The 19,200-nt window shown below is 61.7% G+C and carries 13 protein-coding genes and 1 tRNA gene; 9 read left to right on the top strand and 5 right to left on the bottom strand.

Translation table 11 applies throughout. From position 1 onward, the window contains the following. Nucleotides 1-22: 22 nt before the first annotated feature. The 4 genes from Q0K62_RS03090 to Q0K62_RS03105 all read left to right on the top strand — a co-directional run bounded on the left by Q0K62_RS03090 (nt 23) and on the right by Q0K62_RS03105 (nt 4,384). Nucleotides 23-1,834 carry a hypothetical protein gene (locus Q0K62_RS03090; RefSeq protein WP_297316520.1) on the top strand — a complete coding sequence of 604 codons (1,812 nt, stop codon included), beginning with the start codon at nt 23-25 and terminating at the stop codon, nt 1,832-1,834. Between the two features lie 54 nt (nt 1,835-1,888). Then, a complete protein-coding gene (locus Q0K62_RS03095) occupies nt 1,889-2,725 on the top strand; it encodes a sugar phosphate isomerase/epimerase family protein (RefSeq protein ID WP_297316521.1) in 837 nt (278 codons plus the stop codon). Between the two features lie 123 nt (nt 2,726-2,848). Then, nucleotides 2,849-3,658, top strand: coding sequence for a gluconate 5-dehydrogenase (locus tag Q0K62_RS03100; protein WP_297316522.1), 810 nt, complete (start codon nt 2,849-2,851; stop codon nt 3,656-3,658). Between the two features lie 90 nt (nt 3,659-3,748). After that, nucleotides 3,749-4,384, top strand: a complete 636-nt coding sequence (locus Q0K62_RS03105) for an RpiB/LacA/LacB family sugar-phosphate isomerase (protein ID WP_297316523.1) — start codon at nt 3,749-3,751, stop codon at nt 4,382-4,384. Between the two features lie 295 nt (nt 4,385-4,679). Here the strand turns inward: Q0K62_RS03105 and Q0K62_RS03110 are convergent. Both Q0K62_RS03110 and tgt read right to left on the bottom strand, forming a co-directional pair. Beyond that, a tRNA-Leu gene (locus Q0K62_RS03110) sits at nt 4,680-4,762 on the bottom strand. A gap of 58 nt (nt 4,763-4,820) precedes the next feature. Next, nucleotides 4,821-6,119, bottom strand: coding sequence for a tRNA guanosine(34) transglycosylase Tgt (gene tgt / locus Q0K62_RS03115; protein ID WP_297316524.1), 1,299 nt, complete (start codon nt 6,117-6,119; stop codon nt 4,821-4,823). Between the two features lie 264 nt (nt 6,120-6,383). Between tgt and Q0K62_RS03120 the strand changes: the two genes are divergently transcribed. The 4 genes from Q0K62_RS03120 to htpX all read left to right on the top strand — a co-directional run bounded on the left by Q0K62_RS03120 (nt 6,384) and on the right by htpX (nt 14,130). Then, on the top strand, nt 6,384-8,351 hold the full coding sequence (locus tag Q0K62_RS03120) for a trypsin-like peptidase domain-containing protein (RefSeq protein WP_297316525.1): 1,968 nt from the start codon (nt 6,384-6,386) through the stop codon (nt 8,349-8,351). 309 nt (nt 8,352-8,660) lie between these two features. Then, entirely contained in the window at nt 8,661-10,637 is a 1,977-nt protein-coding gene (locus tag Q0K62_RS03125; protein WP_297316526.1) for a heavy metal translocating P-type ATPase, read from the top strand. 203 nt (nt 10,638-10,840) lie between these two features. Next, nucleotides 10,841-12,337 carry an FAD-dependent oxidoreductase gene (locus tag Q0K62_RS03130; RefSeq protein WP_297316527.1) on the top strand — a complete coding sequence of 499 codons (1,497 nt, stop codon included), beginning with the start codon at nt 10,841-10,843 and terminating at the stop codon, nt 12,335-12,337. Between the two features lie 848 nt (nt 12,338-13,185). Beyond that, nucleotides 13,186-14,130, top strand: coding sequence for a zinc metalloprotease HtpX (gene htpX, locus Q0K62_RS03135; protein ID WP_297316528.1), 945 nt, complete (start codon nt 13,186-13,188; stop codon nt 14,128-14,130). A 31-nt stretch (nt 14,131-14,161) separates the two neighbouring features. Here htpX and nagA read toward each other — a convergent pair whose 3' ends face one another. The 3 genes from nagA to Q0K62_RS03150 all read right to left on the bottom strand — a co-directional run bounded on the left by nagA (nt 14,162) and on the right by Q0K62_RS03150 (nt 17,622). Then, entirely contained in the window at nt 14,162-15,511 is a 1,350-nt protein-coding gene (nagA, locus tag Q0K62_RS03140; protein WP_297316529.1) for an N-acetylglucosamine-6-phosphate deacetylase, read from the bottom strand. 135 nt (nt 15,512-15,646) lie between these two features. Then, nucleotides 15,647-16,435: a glucosamine-6-phosphate deaminase gene (gene nagB / locus Q0K62_RS03145; RefSeq protein WP_297316530.1), complete on the bottom strand. Its 789-nt coding sequence runs from the start codon at nt 16,433-16,435 to the stop codon at nt 15,647-15,649. Between the two features lie 47 nt (nt 16,436-16,482). Next, nucleotides 16,483-17,622: an ROK family protein gene (locus Q0K62_RS03150; protein WP_297316531.1), complete on the bottom strand. Its 1,140-nt coding sequence runs from the start codon at nt 17,620-17,622 to the stop codon at nt 16,483-16,485. Between the two features lie 377 nt (nt 17,623-17,999). Between Q0K62_RS03150 and Q0K62_RS03155 the strand changes: the two genes are divergently transcribed. Continuing rightward, nucleotides 18,000-19,118: an ROK family transcriptional regulator gene (locus Q0K62_RS03155; RefSeq protein ID WP_297316532.1), complete on the top strand. Its 1,119-nt coding sequence runs from the start codon at nt 18,000-18,002 to the stop codon at nt 19,116-19,118. Nucleotides 19,119-19,200 lie beyond the last annotated feature (82 nt).

The following is a 19,200-nucleotide window of genomic DNA, read 5'->3' on the forward strand; positions in this document are numbered from 1 at the left end:
AGTCTCGACCTGAAAGGTGTGAATGATGTCGGATACTTCCTATCGTAATCGGCTTGTCGAGCAGTCCGGAGCCCTGATCCGCCGGAGGGTGGACCGGATCAACCGGGACCGGACCAGCCTGGAGAGGATGACTCACAGACCGACCATGGAGCTGATCAAGGGGATTGTGGCCTTGGCCGCTGCCGCGGGCACCGTGCCTGACGAATCCACGGTTGCCGTGCTGTCCGGTCTTCTGGACCACCTGGTCTCCCTTCAACTGGAAGGTGGTCTCTTTTCGGGCGGAGACAATCTGGTCTCCCCACCGGACAGCGCCTTCACCATCAACGACCTGTGTCTGACTCTGGAACTTATGCAGCGGCGCGGCTGCCCGGACAGGATTGTCTCCCTGGTGAGGGAACCCCTCCTTTCCATTGCCCGCAAGACGGCGCCGGCCATGGTCCGCGGCGGGGTCCACACTCCCAACCACCGGTGGGAGATCGCCAGTGCCCTGGTTGGCCTTGATCTCTTCTTGGGGGACACCGATCTGAAGGCCAGGGCCGAGCAGTGGCTCGCCGAAGGCATTGATATCCAGGCGGATGGCCTGTATTCGGAACGGAGTCCCAACTACGCAGCCCATGTGTCAAACCCATGTCTGATAGCCCTGGCCCGGCGGTTGAATCGTTCCGGCTACCTGGATTATGTGGAAGCGAACCTGGAGGCTGATGCCGCCCTGATGAGACCCGACGGGCTGATGGAGACCATCCAGTCACGACGGCAGGATCAGAACAGGCCCTTCGACCCGGAGCCCTTCCTCTCACAGGCCCGGCTCCTTGCTCTGGTCCAAGGCAATACCGATGTGGTCTCCCTTGCTTTGGACCTCTCCTCTCGGCAACTGGCCGACCCGACCCGACACCTTGCCGAACTCCTGGTGGACCCCCGACTGGCCGGCCCCCTGCCGGTCAGGGCCACCGAAGGTCCCCGGAAGGATCCGGAGGCCGGTCCGGTCCGTGTTCGTCACTACAGGGAAACCGGGATGGACAGGGTCTTGCTTTCAGGAGATTCCTGGCCCGGGTCCCTGGCCACCGCCTCCGTATATGCCGGCTCAGACTTCCCGACAACAGGGAGGGTGGCTTCGGGGCTGGCCAACAATTCGACAATCATGGACTTCACCACTCCTCTGATCCAGTTGACTGCCCTCAGGTTATCCCCGAACTTCTTCGATCTGGGCCCCCTGCGTCCTCAGGAACTGGAAGCAATGGAGCACGAGTCCACCTGGACCATGCATGATCGGCGTACAAGCGGCTATTACCAGCCGCTGGACCCCGAGTTCCGGAGCCCGGAGGGTTCGTACGCCCTGACCGACGAAGGTCGGTTCTTCGCCAGGATGTCCTTCGATCGACGGAGGCGTGATGATATGACCTTGGAATCCGATCTGAGGCTGTCTTTACGGTCCGACGGTTTCGACCTGCGGGTTGACTTCCATGGACCGGTCACCTCCTATGCATGTCTTTTGGGTCTGTCGGGCAAAGACCTTCGTATCGGTTCCGGAGCGGACAGAAGTCCTGACGGGTCTTGGCTGGTGAACGGTTCGGACCGAGTCGAGGTAAGTGCCGGACCGGTCGATGGGGCGGTCGCCCTGACCCTGCGATATGGCGGGGCGCCGACCGGGTCCCCTGTGACCTATGATCCTGGCGAGAGCTACACTTTCGTGAACGGTGACGATGCAGTGGAGGGCAGGAGACTGATTTTCACCGGTCTCACCTCAGCCCCGTTCACCCTATCCGGCCAGTTCGGTGTGGGGCAAGGCAAAGCCTTGAAACAAATATGGGAGCAAGCCCGAGCGATGTTAGGCTGAGTATGCAATCAGCGGTAAAAGCGGTATCTGTCAAGGGCGAGGAGGTTGCAGGGCATGATTAACATAGCGGTACGGGGCCATGACGTGCCGGGCGCGGATAGCTTTGCATCGCTTGGAACCAGACTGGAAGGGTTCGGTGTTCATTCGGTCCAGTTGGCCCTTCCAAGGCAGTTCCCTCGAATCGCCGGAGGCGACCTGATCAATCCGGGCATGGGTCAGTACTGCCGTCGCGTCTTGGAGGAGCACAGCGTATCCGTGGCCGTCCTGGGTTGTTATATCAATATGATTCATCCGGATCCTGCCAGGCGGGAGGTCCTCCTCAGGCAGTTCGAGGCCTATCTGCGTCATGCCCACAGCTTCGGCGCCCCTCTGGTGGCCAGCGAGACAGGTTCGGTCCTGCCGGAACCGACCACCCGTACCGAGGAGAACTTCACCCCTGAGGCCTACGCCCGGGCACGGGATTCGATCGCCAGACTGGTCGCTTACGGGGAGCGCATGGGAACCATGGTCGGTATCGAGCCAGGTATCAATCATCCCATTTACTCGGTGGAGCGCACCAAGCATCTGCTGGACGAGATCGATTCCCCATATCTGGGTGTGGTCTTCGATCCCACGTCCCTGGTTTCTGCCTCAAACTACCGGCACCAGATTGATTACGCCCGGGCCGGGTTTGATGCCTTCGCGGATCGGATTCTGGCTGTGCATGTGCGTGACTATCGGATTCTTCCCGGAAGGGAACAGGTTCAGCCCTGTGACAACGGGGAGGGGATCATGGATGTGGAATCGGTGCTTGATCTGGTCAAGGAGTATCGGCCCATGGTCGCTGTGGTCTTCGAGGAGACCAGGGGGGATGCCATAGGCCGCGTGGTTCAGCGGTACGCTGACTTCTGATCTGGACCAGACCGCGCAGTCGTCAGCCCTGGAGGCAGGTTGAGGGGGCCGAAATGGTCCCCGAGGAAATTGAATTTCGGTCGGAGCCCCATCGGTGCTCCGGCCACTGATAAGGAGGTCATTATGACTGATTTTTCCATGTCGCAGTTTTCCCTGAAGGGCAAGGTGGCCCTGGTTACCGGTGCCGTCTACGGTATCGGCTTCGCCATCGCCTCGGCCATGCATGAAGCTGGTGCCGCAATCGTATTCAACGCCGAGAACCAGGCCGCGGTAGACAGGGGGATGGACGCATACAAGGAGGCGGGCATACCCGCCCGTGGCTACGTCTGCGACGTGACCGACGAGCAGTCCGTGACCCGGTTGGTTGAGCAGATTGACCGTGAGGTCGGCACCATCGACATCCTGGTCAACAACGCCGGAATCATCAAGCGCATTCCCATGCTGGAGATGAGTGCCGATGACTTCCGCAAGGTGGTGGATGTGGACCTGAACGGCCCCTTCATCGTTTCCAAGGCGGTCCTGCCGGGCATGATCAAGCAGGGACACGGCAAGATCATCAACATCTGCTCCATGATGAGCGAGCTGGGCCGCGAAACCGTTTCCGCTTATGCTGCGGCCAAGGGAGGCCTGAAGATGCTGACCCGGAACATCTGCTCCGAGTACGGCGAGGCCAACATCCAGTGCAACGCCATCGGGCCCGGTTACATCGCCACTCCGCAGACGGCCCCCCTGCGTGAACGCCAGCCGGATGGATCCCGCCACCCCTTCGACCAGTTCATCATCGCCAAGACCCCCGCTGCACGGTGGGGGACCACGGCCGACCTGCAAGGGCCTGCCGTTTTCCTCGCCTCGTCCGCCTCGGACTTTGTCAACGGGCAGGTGCTGTATGTGGACGGCGGCATTCTGGCATATATCGGCAAGCAGCCTCAGTAAGCGGCTCTCTCCGCCCATTCCGGTCCCAGGCCTGCATTTGGGCCAACGGACAGTTTCAGAACAGTCAACAGACAAGGAGTATCAAATACCATGAAAGTCGCCCTGATTAACGAAAACTCGCAGGCTTCGAAAAACGGCATCATCTTCCAGTCCCTGAAAGAGGTCTGCGACCAGAAAGGCTATCAGGCTTTCAACTACGGCATGTATGGCAAGGAGGGGGAGAGCCAGCTGACCTATGTGCAGAACGGGCTCCTGGCCTCCATTCTGCTCAACTCCGGGGCCGCCGATTTCGTCATCAGCGGTTGCGGCACCGGTGAAGGGGCCATGACGGCTCTGAACAGCTTCCCCGGCGTGGTCTGCGGCTTGGCCGTGGAGCCTACTGACGCCTACCTGTTCAGCCAGATCAACGGGGGCAATGCTCTTTCCATCCCCTTTGCCAAGGGATTCGGCTGGGGGGCGGAGTTGAACCTCAAACTGATCTTCGAGCGTCTGTTCGCAGAGCCTGTGGGTGGCGGCTACCCCAAGGAGAGAGCCGTTCCGGAGCAGCGCAACGCGGGCATCCTGCGTGACGTGAAGAAGGTCGTCTACCGTCCGCTGCCCGAAGTCCTGGAGAAGATCGACCAGGACTTCCTGAAGGAGACCATCGCAGGTGAGCACTTCAAGGAGTACTTCATGGACAATGCCGAGGATGGCGAAATCAAGGAGATGATCACCGCCCTCCTCTGATTGCCGCCTACCCGAAAGGGAATTTCTCAATAAGGGTTCCTGAAGTTGGATTTCAGCCTCATTCAATTGGACGATTTCATCAAGGCCGGGCCCGGATATGTGCCGGGACCGGTCTCTGTCCTCGTCGGCGGCACGTGGGCCGAATCATCGACTGCGGCCATAAAAGTCCGGTCAGCCGGATGACGGGCTTGCGGAACTCACAGGAGTGGTACATCCGTAGGAGCCATGCGACTGTATGATAAGGCAACCAACATACAAACTGCGAGACAAAGAGTGTGCAACAACACTTCAAAAGTGCGAACGGAGGGAGTTGAACCCTCACGAGCATGAGCTCACTGCCACCTGAAGACAGCGCGTCTACCATTCCGCCACGTTCGCAGACAAACAATTATGTTAGCATGAGTCCTCGGGCAAGACAATTATGCGCGTGTTGGTACTACCCCTTGGAGCCATTGGCGTAGAACCGGGTCAGGGTCTCCCGCTTGTAGTCATCGAAGTAACCACCGTCGATGGAGGCGCGAATCTCGTCCAGGAGACGAATGAAGAAGTGCTCGTTGTGGATGGTGGCCAGGGTGAACCCGTTGAATTCCCGTGCCCGCAGGAGATGGTCGACGTAGGCCCTGGAGTAGTGGGTGCAGGTGTAGCAGTCGCAGTCCTCCTCGATTGGGCGGAAGTCGTTCCTGAACCGGGCGCGCCTGATGTTCCAGCGGCCATCCCTGGTGAAGACGGCCCCGTTGCGTCCGCACCTGGCCGGGGCCACACAGTCGAAGGTGTCACCCCCGTTCTCCACCCCGGCGAAGATGTCATCCACGGCCGCGATTCCCAGAACATGTCTGGGCCTGGGTTCGGGCATCTCGTCGCAGATCCAGGCGCAGGTCTGGCCCAGGAGCCGCTTTTCGATGGCTCCGCCGATGCCGACCCCGTCGAAATCCAGGGAGGCGATCTGGCCGGCCGCCCTCCGGCGGAGGTCCTCGTAGTTGGCCCCCTGCACCACACCGAACAGGGCCTGATAGGGTTTCCCCGTCCTCTCGGCGGTCAGCCGCTCATGTTCCGCGACGCACCGCTTTGCCCATCGGAAGGTCCGCTCCACTGATTTCTCCTGGTAGGAGCGGGTGTTCATCAGCGTGGTCAACTCGTCGAAGGCGAACATGACATCGGCTCCGATCCTGTGCTGGATTCCCATGGATATCTCGGCTGAGAACCGATGCCGGTCCCCGTTCAGGGGGGACTTGAAAGTGACCCCGTCCTCGTCCACGAAAGCCAGGCGTTCCTTTCCCTCGGCGATGACCTGGTCCGACTGCATTCCGGCCACATCCATGGCCAGGGTTTTCTTGAATCCCGCACCCAGGGACAGGACCTGGAAGCCACCGGAATCCGTGTATGTGGGACCGTCCCAGTTCATGAACCGGGCCAGTCCGCCGGCCTGATCCAGAATATCCTCTCCGGGACGTTCAAAGAGGTGGAAGGCGTTTGACAGGAGCACCTGGGCCCCCATCTCATGCATCTGTTCGGGCAGGACCGCCTTCATGGCGGCCTGGGTGGCCACCGGGATGAAGGCCGGGGTGCGGATGTCGCCATGGGGGGTGCGGATGATGCCGGTACGTCCGTAACGCCGTCCATCCCGTCCCAACCCACCCGCGGCTGAGGGTAGCTGGGTGACGGTCTCGAAGGAGAATGCGGAACGGTCGCCGGGGCGTCCTGGTTCGGCCCCCAGGGGATTCGTGAGGAAGGTCATGTGTTCACTGTATCGAGACGTCTGCCTAGGGATTCGCGGTCCTGACATCGGCTTTCGGCGGATTGGCGGGTAGTCCACAATCCGCTTTTATAGAACGTTCAGAAATCATTCAGATTGTTTGTCTTAGGCTGATACTGGTTCGAATGACGACTGGAACCTGGAGACCCACGTATAATCGACGGACACCATGGGTTGAAGGGGTGGATTATCAAGCGTTGTCGGCAGAATAGGCAGTGAGCATCTATTTGATTCGAAGGAGCAGGAATGGCTGAAGAGAACAGGCCCGAACCCTGGAAGGGTTCGGATGGGAACCAGTCATGGCAACCCAGTCATATCGGGAATGAGACTGCCGATTCGCAGACCGGAGCCAACGGGCCGACGGGGTCCGCAGGACAGCATGAGTCTGTAGGGCCGAACGGGACCGGGAAGGTTGGCCAGTCTCCGGAATGGAGCCAGTCGACCGGGCAGACCGAGCCGATTTCCCGGCCGCGGTCCGATACCTCGGATCGGGCTACCGCTCCCATGGACCCCGTGCAGGCGACCGGGGATGAGGCACCGGCCGGCTCCATCGATAATGCCCCCGGGACCCCTGATGCTTCAAGCCCCGACCCTGCGGCGACGTCCGCGCCCTCGTCCGAGGCGTCGACGGATCAGCATGTGCAGCAGCCCGCGCAGACTTACTATCGTCCTGCGCCACTGTACGGTGCCTATGCCCCTGCCGGTCAGTCCGCGCCCAAACCTTCGGCACCCCAGCAGGGTCAACCCGGCCAGCAGCCCGCTTCCGGCCCCTCGGATCAGTCCGGTACGCCCGGTGCGTTCGGCCAGCCGGTCACGGGCAACGCCCCTGCAGGCAACCGGCCCGGAACCCCGTACCCGGCTTTTGGCCGACCTGCTGCTAATGGTTCTCCGGCCCAAGGTCAGGGCCCCTTCCCGCCGAACGGGGGCAGAACGCCCAATGGTTCCATGGCCGGCGGGTCCTTGAGCGGCACCGGCAAATATGTCTTTACGGCCGTCGTGGCGGCCTTGGTCGCCGCTGCCTTGATGCTGGGTCTGGGTTGGGCCGCCCTCTCCAACGGGTGGGTCAGTCTTCCCAGTTCGTCCAACCTGACTGGGGTCTCCTCCAACACCTCCGGCCAGGGAACGGCCAAGATTCAAGGGGGCAAGGCTCCCGACTGGCAGGCCATCAGCAAGGATGCCTCCGCTTCCGTCGTCTCCATCCAGGTCAAGGTCAAGAACGGCGTTGGCGCAGGATCCGGCGCGGTTATTGATAACCAGGGCCATGTGGTCACCAACAACCACGTGGTCGACGGTGCCCAGGAGATCAACGTCACCCTGTCCAACGGTCAGATCTACACGGCCAAGGTGGTTGGTACCGACACCACGGCCGACCTGGCGGTCATCGCTCTGAACAATGCCCCCAACGACCTGAAACCGATTCAGTATGCCGACTCCGACAAGCTGGCCGTCGGTGAGGACGTCATGGCCATCGGCAACCCGCTCGGTTACGAGAACACGGCCACCACGGGCATTGTCTCCGCTTTGAACCGACCCGTCTCGGTCATGGACGAGAGCAATAACAATCCCGTCGTAACCAATGCCATCCAGCTGGATGCGGCCATCAACCCCGGCAACTCGGGCGGCCCAACCTTCAACGTCGCCGGCCAGGTCGTCGGCATCAACTCCTCCATCGCCTCCATGGCCAGCTCCCAGTCCGAGGCCGGCTCCATCGGCATTGGCTTCGCCATCCCCTCCAACCTGGTCAAGCGAATCTCCGAGGAGATCATCAAGAACGGCAAGGCCAAGCATGTTTCCCTGGGAGTAACCATCACCAGCAGCACGGTTCAGGCCGATGGGGTCACCCGCGGCGGTGCCAAGGTCAACAAGGTGGTCTCCGGGTCCTCGGCCGAGAAGGCGGGCATCAAGAGCGGTGACACCATCGTGGCCTTCAATGGCAATGCGGTCAACAACAACTACTCCCTCCTGGGGTATGTGCGGGCCGCGGCCTATGGCAGCTCGGCCAAGATCACGGTTGTACGTGACAACAAGGCCGTCGATGTGAACGTCACCCTCGATCAGGAGGAGCAGGCCGTCCAGGGCAAGCCCAAGTCCAACAGGAGGAGCTCCGGTAACGATGGCTCAAACCAGGATGATTCGGGCAACGGCAATGGTAACGGCAGCGGTAACGGGAACGGCAACTCCCAGGATCCCTTCGGATTCTTCTTCGGCCAGTGATTCAGGATGGGCTGCCTTCCTGGTGAAGGCAGCCTCCTCGTCGAGGTCGCGGACGCCTACCCTCTGTTCCTGGCTGTTCCGACAGATGAGGGCCGTGGACACCACAGGTTGGTGCCCACGGCCCTCGTTCATCTTGCCCTTGCCTCTCCTCTGAACTGTTCGAAACGACTTGACCATGGTCTGCGATTCAGCCTGATAGAGCCCTTCAACATGTCGCTCAGCCCTGGTGGACCCCGCTGCATATAAGGTGGACGATGAAGCATCATGCACTCATCTGTGCCCTACAGTCTGCCAACCTCGGGAGCGGTGATGAAGAGAATCCTGTCCTGTGCCACAAAGGTGCCCATGCTCTGGCTGGTCTTGGCCTGCGGCCTGGCCATGGGGTTGCTCTGGCATCCCCACCCGGTGATCGCCCAGTGGGTGGTGACGGTCCTGGTCGCCATCTCCCTGATTGATACCCTCCGTGGCATGATCGACGATGTTCGCCATGGCCATGTGGGTGTGGACATCCTGGCCGTGGTGGCCATCCTCTCCACCCTGGCGGTCAAGCAGTACTGGGCCAGCTGGGCCGTGGTCCTCATGCTGTATTCGGGTGACGCCATAGAGCAGTACGCCAACAACAAGGCCCGGAGCAACCTGACCCTCCTGATCGAGGCGGCCCCCCAGGTGGCCCACGTGGTGGATGGTGGAAGCAAAGCCCGTGTCGATGGGCGGAACCTGCCCAAGGAGTCGGATTGGAAGACGGTTCCTGTGGGCCAGGTGGCCCTGAATGACCTCCTGGTGGTCAAGCCGGGGGAGACCGTTCCCGTGGACGGGGAGATGATCAGCCACTCCGCCACCCTGGACCTCTCGACCATCAATGGGGAACCCATGCCGCGGCAGTTCTACGAGGGCTCCTTTGTGATGTCCGGAGCGGTCAATGGGGCCGGGACCTTCCTGATGCGGGCCCGACAGCTTTCCAGGGATTCCCAGTACCAGCGGATCCTGAACCTGGTCCACTCGGCCCAGTCCTCCCGGGCGGCCGTGGTCAAGACGGCCGACCTGATGGCCGTTCCTTTCACGGTCCTGGCCTTCATCATCGCCTGTGTGGCATGGATTATCTCCGGGGAGCCCACCCGCTTCGCCCAGGTCCTGGTTCTGGCCACCCCCTGCCCCCTTCTGATCGCCGCCCCGGTGGCCTATATGGCCGGGTCCGGCAGGCTTGCCAAGGCCGGGATCCTGATCAAGACCCAGGACGTGATTGAAAACCTGGGCAGGGTCTCCCATATCTTCTTCGACAAGACAGGCACCCTGACCGTCAAGCGTCCCCGGGTCACCCATGTCGACATGGTCGACCGCCAGAGCTCCGAATCCGAGACCAGGGAGGTTCTGGCCATGGCCGGGGCAGTCGAATCCTACTCGGTCCACATCCTGGCCAACGGCATCACGGCGGCGGGCAACCAGGCCGAGGAGGAGCGTACACGTCAAGGAGGCACCCGGTTCAAGGCCCAGGACGTCCAGGAGGAGTCAGGCAAGGGGGTTCGGGGCCTGATCGGTGGGCGAGTGGTGCGCGTGGGCCGCCTGGCCTATGTGACGGGTGATGATTCCGCGGCCTCCGGCCAGACCTTCTCCGACCTGGCCCCTGAGGAGATGGCCGCCTATGTATCCGTCGATGGGGACCTGACAGCCAGGATCGTCATGAAGGACATGCCCCGGGATGACGCCGCGCAGACCATTGCCGACCTGCGCTCGCTGGGTATCGAGCGTCTCTCCATGGTTACCGGCGACAAGGAGGAGTCGGCCAGGATCATCGCCGACCAGGTGGGCATCAAGGATGTCCATGCCTGCCTCTTCCCCGAGGACAAGGCGAATCTGATCGTCAAGGCCTCCAAGGAGCAGCCCAACCAAGAGCCCTGGTGGGATTGGTGGCTCTCGAAATTCGTGGGCGAGTCGGTGACCAAGTCCATCACGATGATGGTGGGCGACGGGGTCAACGACGCCCCGGTCCTGGCGGCGGCCGATGTGGGAATGGCCATCACCGACGGGACCACCACGGCGGCCTCCGAATCCGCTCAGGCTGTCATCATGAACGACGACATCGCCAGCCTGCCCCGGTCGATCGCCATCGCCCGCCGGACCAAGAGGGTCATGCTCCAGGCGGTCCTGGCCGGGCTCTTCCTGGCCACGGTGGGTATGATCTGCGCCGCCTTCGACCTGATTCCCGTCGTCGTCGGCGCCTTCATGCAGGAGGCCATCGACGTGGTCTCCATCCTCTGGGCCCTGACCGCCCTTCTCGACAGGGACTGAGTACCATGTTCCGGCCCATGGCCGGAACTATCCGGCGACATTCATGCTTGCGGGGATTGGCGTCGGCGTCTTGCCTGTCCGGCATCGGTCGTTCCGGGGAATCTCCTGAAGGGGATGGGGCCGCCACCGGTTTGGTGAAAGTCCCGGGGAGTGACCACGATCCGGTCTGTTTTCGGATGCCGCCTTGCGTTAGGCTGGTCGGCATGAATGATAATAAGGTCAACAATTCCACTGTTTCTGCATCCCCTGCCGGCGATGAGGCCGGAAGCCAGCTGCGCGTTGCCGTCGTGGGTGCCGGTCCTGCAGGGGTCTATGCCTCGGATATCCTCCTGCGCCAGCTCAAGGAAAAGGGAGACCGGCTCGGGCTCGGTGACCATGCCCGCATCGACCTCTTCGAGAAGCTGCCGGTTCCCTTCGGCCTGGTCCGCTACGGGGTGGCGCCCGACCATCCCAGCATCAAGTACATAGCCGGGGCCTTGGAGAAGACATTGGATAATCCTGATATCCATCTCTACGCGGATGTGGAATTCGGCCGCGACATCTCCTTGGATGACCTGAGGGAGCGTTACGACGTGGTCCTCTTCGCCACCGGGGCCGTGGACGATCGCCCCCTGGAGATTGCAGGGCACGACCTGGACCATGTCTACGGTGCAGCCCACTTCGTGGAGTGGTACGACGGGTATCCGACCGCAGACCGGGAGTGGCCCCTGGATGCCGAGAAGGTGGCCGTAATCGGTGGCGGCAACGTGGCCATGGATGTGGCCAGGATTCTGATGCGCCGTGCCGATGACCTCCTGGGCACCGACATTCCCGACAATGTCTACCAGGGCATCAAGGGCAACAAGGCCCGTGAGCTTCACATGTTCATCCGCCGTGGACCGGCCCAGGCCAAGTTCTCCGTCCAGGAGCTGCGCGAGCTGGAGAAGCTGCCCGGGGTCCAGATCGTCCTGGATGAGGAGGACTTCGACCTGGATCAGAGGACCATCGAGCTGGCCGGCCAGGACAAGCTGACCAGACAGATGTTGGAGGAGCTTTATGCCATCAAGGACATGGCCGAGGACATGGAGGCCGATGGCGGTGTCGACTGTGAAGGCAATCCCGCCGATCGAAGGTTCTGCATTCACTTCTACCGGATGCCGGCAGCCATCATGGGGCATGACGGTAGGGTGAGCGGCATTCGCCTGGAAAAGACCAGGGTGACCCCAGAGGGCACCATGGGCGAGGTCGGCGAGTACGAGGAGTACCCGGTCCAGGCCGTCTACCACGCCATCGGCTACAAACCGGCTGAGGTCAGCGGTATTCCCTATGACTTCTCCCGGTACACCCTGGCCAATGAGCATGGTCGGATCTACTCCGCCCCCGAGGCCGAGGGGGGTCACCCGGTCGAGCGTCTCTATGCCACCGGCTGGGCCAAGCGTGGTCCTGTGGGTTTGATCGGATCCACCAAGTCCGATGCCCTGGAGACCATCGGCAATATGCTGGATGACCTGGCCTCCACCGATGCCCATGGCCGTTTCGCCCCTGACCGTGCCGATGACTCCATCGACCGGCTTCTGGCCTCCAAGGGCATTGCCCCCATTGACTTCGCCGGCTGGAAGCGGGTTGATGCCCACGAGCGCGCCGAGGGTGCCAAGGTGGGCCGCGAACACATCAAGGTCACCGACCCCGATCGGCTCCGGAGTCTGGCCCACGGCAAGTAAGGGTTTACGGGATATTTCCTGCGGCCTTGCCGACACCATTCCGTATGGGGGTTCAAGGTCGCAGTGTGCTTGTGAGGAGTTCGGCCCTGTAGCGGTTTGGACCGGCTGGATCACACAGTCCGTGATAGGGCCGCCGTGGTTTGGGACCTATGGCGGCACCGGCGTTGGTGGAGTCGGCGCAGAGATTGTTGTGGAAGGTGCTCCGTTGACAGGCCGGGTTGCCATGCCGGGCATACTCTGACCTGTCTTGCCGGATTGCCAGGAGGTCGGCCGTGGTGGGTCTCCTGGCCTGCCCGCTTTCCACCCTCCGTTGGTCGGTGGCCATATGCGCGGTGAAACGGAGGTGGCTGACTCCGGTCGGGTGCGCTGCTTCGGGAATGACCTGTCGAGGGCGAAACCACGGTCCAGGCAGGGTGCCCATTGGGGGAGCGATGCGATTTCGATTTCAATCGGGTGGTGAGTGGTCTTCCGTCCTTTCCTTGGTGGTCGTCCGATCGGGTGCTCTCCTTGGTTGCGGCTCCCTGCCCGCGGCTTGGTCGGGTATGTGTGGAAGGTTGTGTTGCGATCCTGCACGGTGCCCGAGGATGGCAATCCATGGTCACGATGGATGTGGCGGGTTCATCCCGGTACCGATACCGGTGCCCGCGGGTGAATTCATGATGGGGAGAAATAGCCTCGAACGGCGGGCGTTGTGGGTTTGGTCTCGTGGGATGCCCCCACCCCCAGCGGGGCGATCGCCACGGACCGTGCGCCGTATCGATATTTCCTGCACATGGGTTGCCTTTTATTGACCTGGCTTACAGATTCCATTCAGGCAAAGTTCAGCGCCGCTGTCTAGAATAAAATCCATGAATGGCAAGCTGAAGGTTCACGGACATTTCAACGGCCTCAAAACGACGCTGTTGTTCGCCCTCATGTGGGCTGTCATCATGCTGATCTGGTGGCTGACCGGGGCTCGGCAGGGGACTCTTGGTGTATATATCATCATCGGCCTGGTCACCACGTTCGGATCCTATTGGTTTTCGGACAGGGTGGCGATCGCATCCATGCGCGCTCGGCCGGTCAGCGAACAGGAGGCCCCGGAGCTCTATCGAATCGTCCGCGAGCTTTCAGGGCGGGCGGGCAAGCCCATGCCCAGGATTTACATTGCCCCGACGGAGTCGCCCAATGCCTTCGCCACAGGTCGCAACGAGCGGCATGCGGCCGTCTGCTGCACCCAGGGAATTCTCCGTATACTCAACGAACGGGAGATTCGAGGGGTGCTCGGGCACGAGCTTATGCACGTCTACAACCACGATATCCTGACCTCGGCCATTGCTTCGGCCATGGCGACGGTCATCACCTACCTTGGGTACTCCCTGATGTATTTCGGCGGCGGCAACGACCGCGACCGCGACGGCTCCGCTGGAGCCCTGGGACTTGTGGGGGTTCTGGTCAGCTCCATTCTGGCACCTCTGGGTGCCTCCCTGATCCAGATGGCCATCTCCCGCACGCGTGAATATGATGCGGACGAGGACGGGAGCAGGCTGACGGGTGACCCGGCTGCCCTGGCCTCTGCTCTGAACAAGATCTCCTACGGAGTGCAGGCCCAACCCATGCCCCAGACCTCCGGTACGCAGAGCGCGGCCGCCATGATGATCGAGAACCCCTTTTCAGCGAAGGGGTTCAGCAGACTCTTCTCCACCCATCCGCCGACTGAGCAACGTATCGCCCGTCTCATGAAGATGAGCCAGGAGATGGGTCAGGCACAGGTGGATTCGATCGGTGGCGCGGGTGGTCAGCTCGGTTACTGAGCCTGACCGCCGAGGTGCCTGAGGGACCCCTTCAGGCTTCGATTCTGTGGCCATCGCAGATGACGGTCTTCACGGACCAATCGGCGGGGTCCAAAAGCAGGAGATCGGCGGCATAGCCTGGTGCCACCAGTCCCAATGGCGCGTCGGTGATCATGTTGGGTCGGTCCAGACCCAAGGCGTGGGCTGGGGTCAGGGTGGCGGCCTCCACCGCCTGCGGCGCATATAGGCCAATGTCCTGGACGGCTCTGCGCACCGCTACATCCAGGGTCAACGTTGATCCGGCTATGGCTCCGTTGGAGACCAGACGGGCATGGCCGCCCTGCACCGTCACATCCAGGGATCCCAGCTTGTAGGCACCGTCCGCGCAGCCGGTGGCCTCCATGGCATCGGTGATCAGGGCGACCCGATGGGGGAAGAGCCTGAAGGCCAGGTCCACGCATGGATCCTGCACATGGAATCCGTCGTTGATCAGTTCAACCGTGACCCGGGGATCCTCCATGGCAGCCGGTATGGGACCGGGCTGACGATGGTGGATCCCATTCATGGCATTGAAAATATGGGTCAGGAGACCGGCACCCGTGTCAAAGGCCCTCCGTGTCTGTTGGTAGTCCGCGTCGCAGTGGCCGACCGCTGGCACCACCCCTGCGCCCGCAAGACGGGCGATGGCCTGATAGCCATATTCCCGTTCCGGAGCCAGGGTGACCTGGCGGATGCACCCGTCGGCTGCCTCAAGAAGGCTGTCCAGGATGGCCGGTTCCGGGTCGCGCAAGCAGTTGGGGTCATGTGCCCCCTTGCGCGAGGGGGCGATGAAAGGGCCTTCCAGATGGGCACCCAGAACATCGGGTCTGGAGTCCATGACACGTCTGACGGAACATAGGTTCGCGCACATGACATCTATCGGGTTGGTGATCAGGCTGAGCACCTGCCGGGTGGTTCCGTGGACCATGTGGCAGGCTCTGGCCGTGCTGATGGCCTTGTCGCCATCGTCAAAGGAGTGAACCCAGCCCCCATGGGAGTGGATGTCGATGAACCCCGGGGTCAGGATGCGTCCCCCGGCTTCGATGAAATCCACCCCGTCCATGGTTCGGATCATCGGCGGCTCAGACGAGGATCCGGGGCCGACCGGCGCCGATCCCATATCCGCCGAGGGCCGTGTCGGCAACCCACGTGAATGCAGGGCCGTATTCAGGTCGTCGTCCCCTTGGCCGGTGGCCTCGATCCTGCCTCGGACGGCCAGCGCCCACGAATCGTCCTTGATGCCGCGTGCGTCGATCAATCTGGCTCCAACCAGAACGGTTGGACGGCCTTCCCCGGCCAGTGAGGACCTTACCTTGAGCCCTGCGGATTCGTAGGATTGCTTGGACACGATTGCCTCTTCCATATATTCAGTCGAATCATCCAGCGGCACGGATTGCCCCTCTTCCGGCTTAGTGGGCCGGACGAAAAGGGATCGATGGAACGACGGTTCGGTTCGTTCCGACCCTGTAAGGGCTGACCGGTTCGATTTCCCGTCCAATCAGATGGACTGCCAGGACGGCTTGTTGGCGTAGGCCCACTTGTAATAATCGCGGTTGCGTAGGCGAGAGGCGGCGGCCTCGTCCACGATTACAGTGGCATGGGGGTGCATCTGGAGGGCTGAAGCAGGGCAGAAGGAGGAGATTCCGCCTTCGACGCTCTCGGCTACGGCCTCGGCCTTTCCTTCTCCGAAGGCCAACAGAACCAGTTGCCGGGCCTTGAGGATGGTTCCGATGCCCTGGGTGATGCAGTGGGTCGGCACCTGGTCGATGTCGTTGTTGAAGAAGCGGGCGTTGTCGATCCTGGTCTGCTCGGTCAGGGTCTTGATTCTCGTACCGGAAGCCAGAGAGGACCCGGGCTCGTTGAATCCGATGTGCCCATCGGTCCCGATGCCCAGAATCTGCAGATCCACACCGCCCGCATCCTCGATGGCCTGGTCGTATTGGCGGCCGGCATCCTTGATGGTGTCCAGATCGCCGTTGGGCACATGTATCCTGGCCGGGTCCAGACCCAGTGGCTCGACCACGGTACGGTTGATGGTGGAACGGTAGGACTGGGGATGGTCGGGGTCCAGTCCGGCATACTCATCCAGGGCGAAGCCACGTACCCGGGAAACGTCGATCCCATCCTTCTTGATCAGGTCTGTAAGAGCCCGGTATGCGGCCAGGGGGCTGGACCCGGTGGCCAGGCCCAGCACTGTGTCAGGATTCCTTCGGATCAGGTCGGCGGTCCGCCTGGCATAGATCTGTCCAGCCTCTTCTTCGGTCTTTACGATGATGATTTCAGTCATGGCCTGTTTCCTTTCCTGCCAGCCCGAGCGTGGGGCCGACTGTTTGATTACTCTCCGCTTAGGTGAATCCCGGGGCCAGCCGCCCTGCTTCCGGCGAGCGCGGCACCGATGGCGGCGATGGGTTTGTCGGTCGACGAGAGTCGAACCCGTTCCGGCAGGTCCAGGGAGGCGATGAAGTGGCTTTTCCGCGCTCTTGCTTCCAGCTGCTCTCTGACCAGGTCGAGGAGGGGTTGGCCGGTTTTGGTTAGACCACCCCCAAGGATGATGACGTTCGGGTCGATGGTCAGGGCAACGATCTGAATGGCCTGGGCGATGCCGTTGCCGATTATGCGCAGTCGTTCGGCGGCGGTCCGGTCGCCCCGCCTCGCCTTGTCGATCATGTCGGGGAGGGGGTGTCTGATGCCGGGCCAGAGCGCCTGGACAGCCGAACCCGACGCTACGGTCTCCAGGCATCCGGACTGGCCGCACTTGCATCGAAACTCGTGAGGGTCAACCGGAATATGTCCGATTTCGCCGATAACCCCGTTGGCTCCGTGCTCGATGGTCCCGTTCCGTATGATTCCCGCTGCCAGACCCGTGCCCAGGTTGATGAAGACCGTTACCTGGTCATCCTCGGGCGGGAGGCTCCGACCCTCGGCGATGTCTCCATGAACCGAATGATCGTCTGCCTCGGCTTCGGTCCGCGAGGGGGAGCGGCCTGTCGGGTTGGTTTCGGCCAGGGATGCCGCTCCCAGTGCCGCGATGTTGACATCGTTCTCCACTCTCACCGACAATTCCAGGGTGTCCTCAACGCTTCGTGCCAGGTCCATGTGGTCGATTCCCAGGTTGACGGCATTATCGACTGTTCCGGCGCGGGAATCGATGCGTCCGGGAATGCCCAGCCCTATCGTGATTCGATTCCGCGGCACTTCTGTGCCCCTGCGGAGGACCTGGCCGGTCAGCTCCCGGACCACCTGGACCGTATCATCATGGATGGCCTGGTTTCCCCGTCGCGAGGGGATACGGTAGGTGGCCAGGATATGCCCCGCCTGATCCAAGGCGACACCCTCGATTTTCGTTCCGCCGATATCGATGCCCAGACCGAGTTTCTCGATCCTGCCCCGGTCCTGATTCGGACAGTTGATGGCTTCGCTTGGAAGCATGATCGTGGATCCGCCTGACCGGTCGTCTTTCTCTTCCAGGACCATGGCTGGCACTCCTTTGCGCGTAACGGGAGGTGAATCCCGTAGTCTCACAGGTGCTAGAATATCACATATTTAGTAAAGATACTAAACATATATGAGTCAGGACATCTGAACATTGATTTTCCGCACGTTCTGAGAGGATGGTCAGCCTTTTCGGTTTCCCTGGATTCTGTATTTGACAAGTTACCTCCATCTTCATTCGGGGCATCCGCTCTCCTCCAAACGAAGCACCATGCCGAATTCCCCTCCCGGCTGCGCCACTTCAAAGGTCCGACTGCGGTTAGAATGCATGATAGGGCATAGGTAGTCCGCTGCACCGAGTTGCGGGCACCTCCCATCCATCGGAATCCCCATCCCGAACATCGAACGTGTAGGCGGCCATGACCAGCAATAATCCAGCCCTCTCCAAAGCCTTGCCGGAATCGGTGAGACGTCATAACAGGGCCGTCCTTCTGAGGTTGCTGTACCCGGATGTAAGCCTGACCCGTGCCGATCTGGCCCGTGCGTCCGGGTTGACCAGGGTGGCCGTTTCCGATATCGTCGCCGAACTGCTGTGTGAGAACCTGCTGATGGAGGCGGGATTCAGTCATTCCTCGGGTCCGGGCAAACGCGGCATGTTGTTGCGGATCGACCCAGAGGGCCGCAATGTCATCGCCCTGGACCTCTCCACCCCATATGTCTTCCGCGGGGCCGTGCTCAACCTCATGGGCCAGGTGACCGCCCGTGAGGAGATTCCCCTGAACGCCGGCAAAAAGGTGCCCCTGAGCCTGGTCGGGGAGCTGGCCAAATCCCTGATTGGCCGGGCAACCCGACCGATCATGGGCATCGGGGTTTCCAGCCCCGGCATCGTCAGCAGCAACGGTGTGGTCGATGACGCCACCAACCTTGGGTGGCTGCAGACCGACCTTGCCGGGTATCTGGTCAGGCAGACCGATCTCAGGGTGTCGGTCAACAACGATGCCAACAATGAGGTTCTGGCCGAGCAGCAGTTCGGGTCCGGGCAGTCGGACATCCTCCTGGTCCACCTGGGCGACGGGGTTGGCGTGGGACTACTGGTGGCGGGTAAGCTGGTAACAGGATGCAACCATGCTGCCGGAGAGATCGGTCATGTGGTCGTGAACGCCGACGGGCCTGTCTGTAGGTGCGGCAAGCGTGGTTGCCTGGAATCCGTGCTCTCGGTTCCTAAGCTGACGGCTCTGATTGACCGTCAGCCTGACGATCTGACATCCATCCTGACCGAGGCCGGTGGCGTTCTTGGTCGCGTCCTCTCCATGCCCATCGGTCTTCTGGACATCCCCCGTGTTGCCGTCCTGGGCGATTCACGTGTTGTCAACAGGGTTTTCCTCTCGGCCATGGAGGAGACCCTCAACCGGACCGTGGCCTCAGACTTTCGCCGGCCGGTGGTGGTCGACCGCTCGGCCCTGGGCGATGACGCAGCCCTCCTGGGCGCTTGCGCCACAGTGGTCTCCGACCAGCTCTACCCGGATACCGGGGTCTGATCACAGGCCTTGTCCTGCCGTCTTCCCCATGAACTCGCGTACATCCTCAGGAACTGCTATCATAACAATCTGTGTGCTGTTC

It is taken from the genome of uncultured Bifidobacterium sp., assembly GCF_945269915.1.
GTDB lineage: Bacteria > Actinomycetota > Actinomycetes > Actinomycetales > Bifidobacteriaceae > Bombiscardovia > Bombiscardovia indica.

What these genes read in the sequence shown, in the direction of transcription:
- Q0K62_RS03090 (WP_297316520.1), top strand. Translation starts at nt 23, where the DNA reads ATGATGTCGGATACTTCCTATCGTAATCGGCTTGTCGAGCAGTCCGGA.
- Q0K62_RS03095 (WP_297316521.1), top strand. Translation starts at nt 1,889, where the DNA reads ATGATTAACATAGCGGTACGGGGCCATGACGTGCCGGGCGCGGATAGC.
- Q0K62_RS03100 (WP_297316522.1), top strand. Translation starts at nt 2,849, where the DNA reads ATGACTGATTTTTCCATGTCGCAGTTTTCCCTGAAGGGCAAGGTGGCC.
- Q0K62_RS03105 (WP_297316523.1), top strand. Translation starts at nt 3,749, where the DNA reads ATGAAAGTCGCCCTGATTAACGAAAACTCGCAGGCTTCGAAAAACGGC.
- tgt (WP_297316524.1), bottom strand. Translation starts at nt 6,119, where the DNA reads ATGACCTTCCTCACGAATCCCCTGGGGGCCGAACCAGGACGCCCCGGC.
- Q0K62_RS03120 (WP_297316525.1), top strand. Translation starts at nt 6,384, where the DNA reads ATGGCTGAAGAGAACAGGCCCGAACCCTGGAAGGGTTCGGATGGGAAC.
- Q0K62_RS03125 (WP_297316526.1), top strand. Translation starts at nt 8,661, where the DNA reads ATGAAGAGAATCCTGTCCTGTGCCACAAAGGTGCCCATGCTCTGGCTG.
- Q0K62_RS03130 (WP_297316527.1), top strand. Translation starts at nt 10,841, where the DNA reads ATGAATGATAATAAGGTCAACAATTCCACTGTTTCTGCATCCCCTGCC.
- htpX (WP_297316528.1), top strand. Translation starts at nt 13,186, where the DNA reads ATGAATGGCAAGCTGAAGGTTCACGGACATTTCAACGGCCTCAAAACG.
- nagA (WP_297316529.1), bottom strand. Translation starts at nt 15,511, where the DNA reads ATGGAAGAGGCAATCGTGTCCAAGCAATCCTACGAATCCGCAGGGCTC.
- nagB (WP_297316530.1), bottom strand. Translation starts at nt 16,435, where the DNA reads ATGACTGAAATCATCATCGTAAAGACCGAAGAAGAGGCTGGACAGATC.
- Q0K62_RS03150 (WP_297316531.1), bottom strand. Translation starts at nt 17,622, where the DNA reads ATGGTCCTGGAAGAGAAAGACGACCGGTCAGGCGGATCCACGATCATG.
- Q0K62_RS03155 (WP_297316532.1), top strand. Translation starts at nt 18,000, where the DNA reads ATGACCAGCAATAATCCAGCCCTCTCCAAAGCCTTGCCGGAATCGGTG.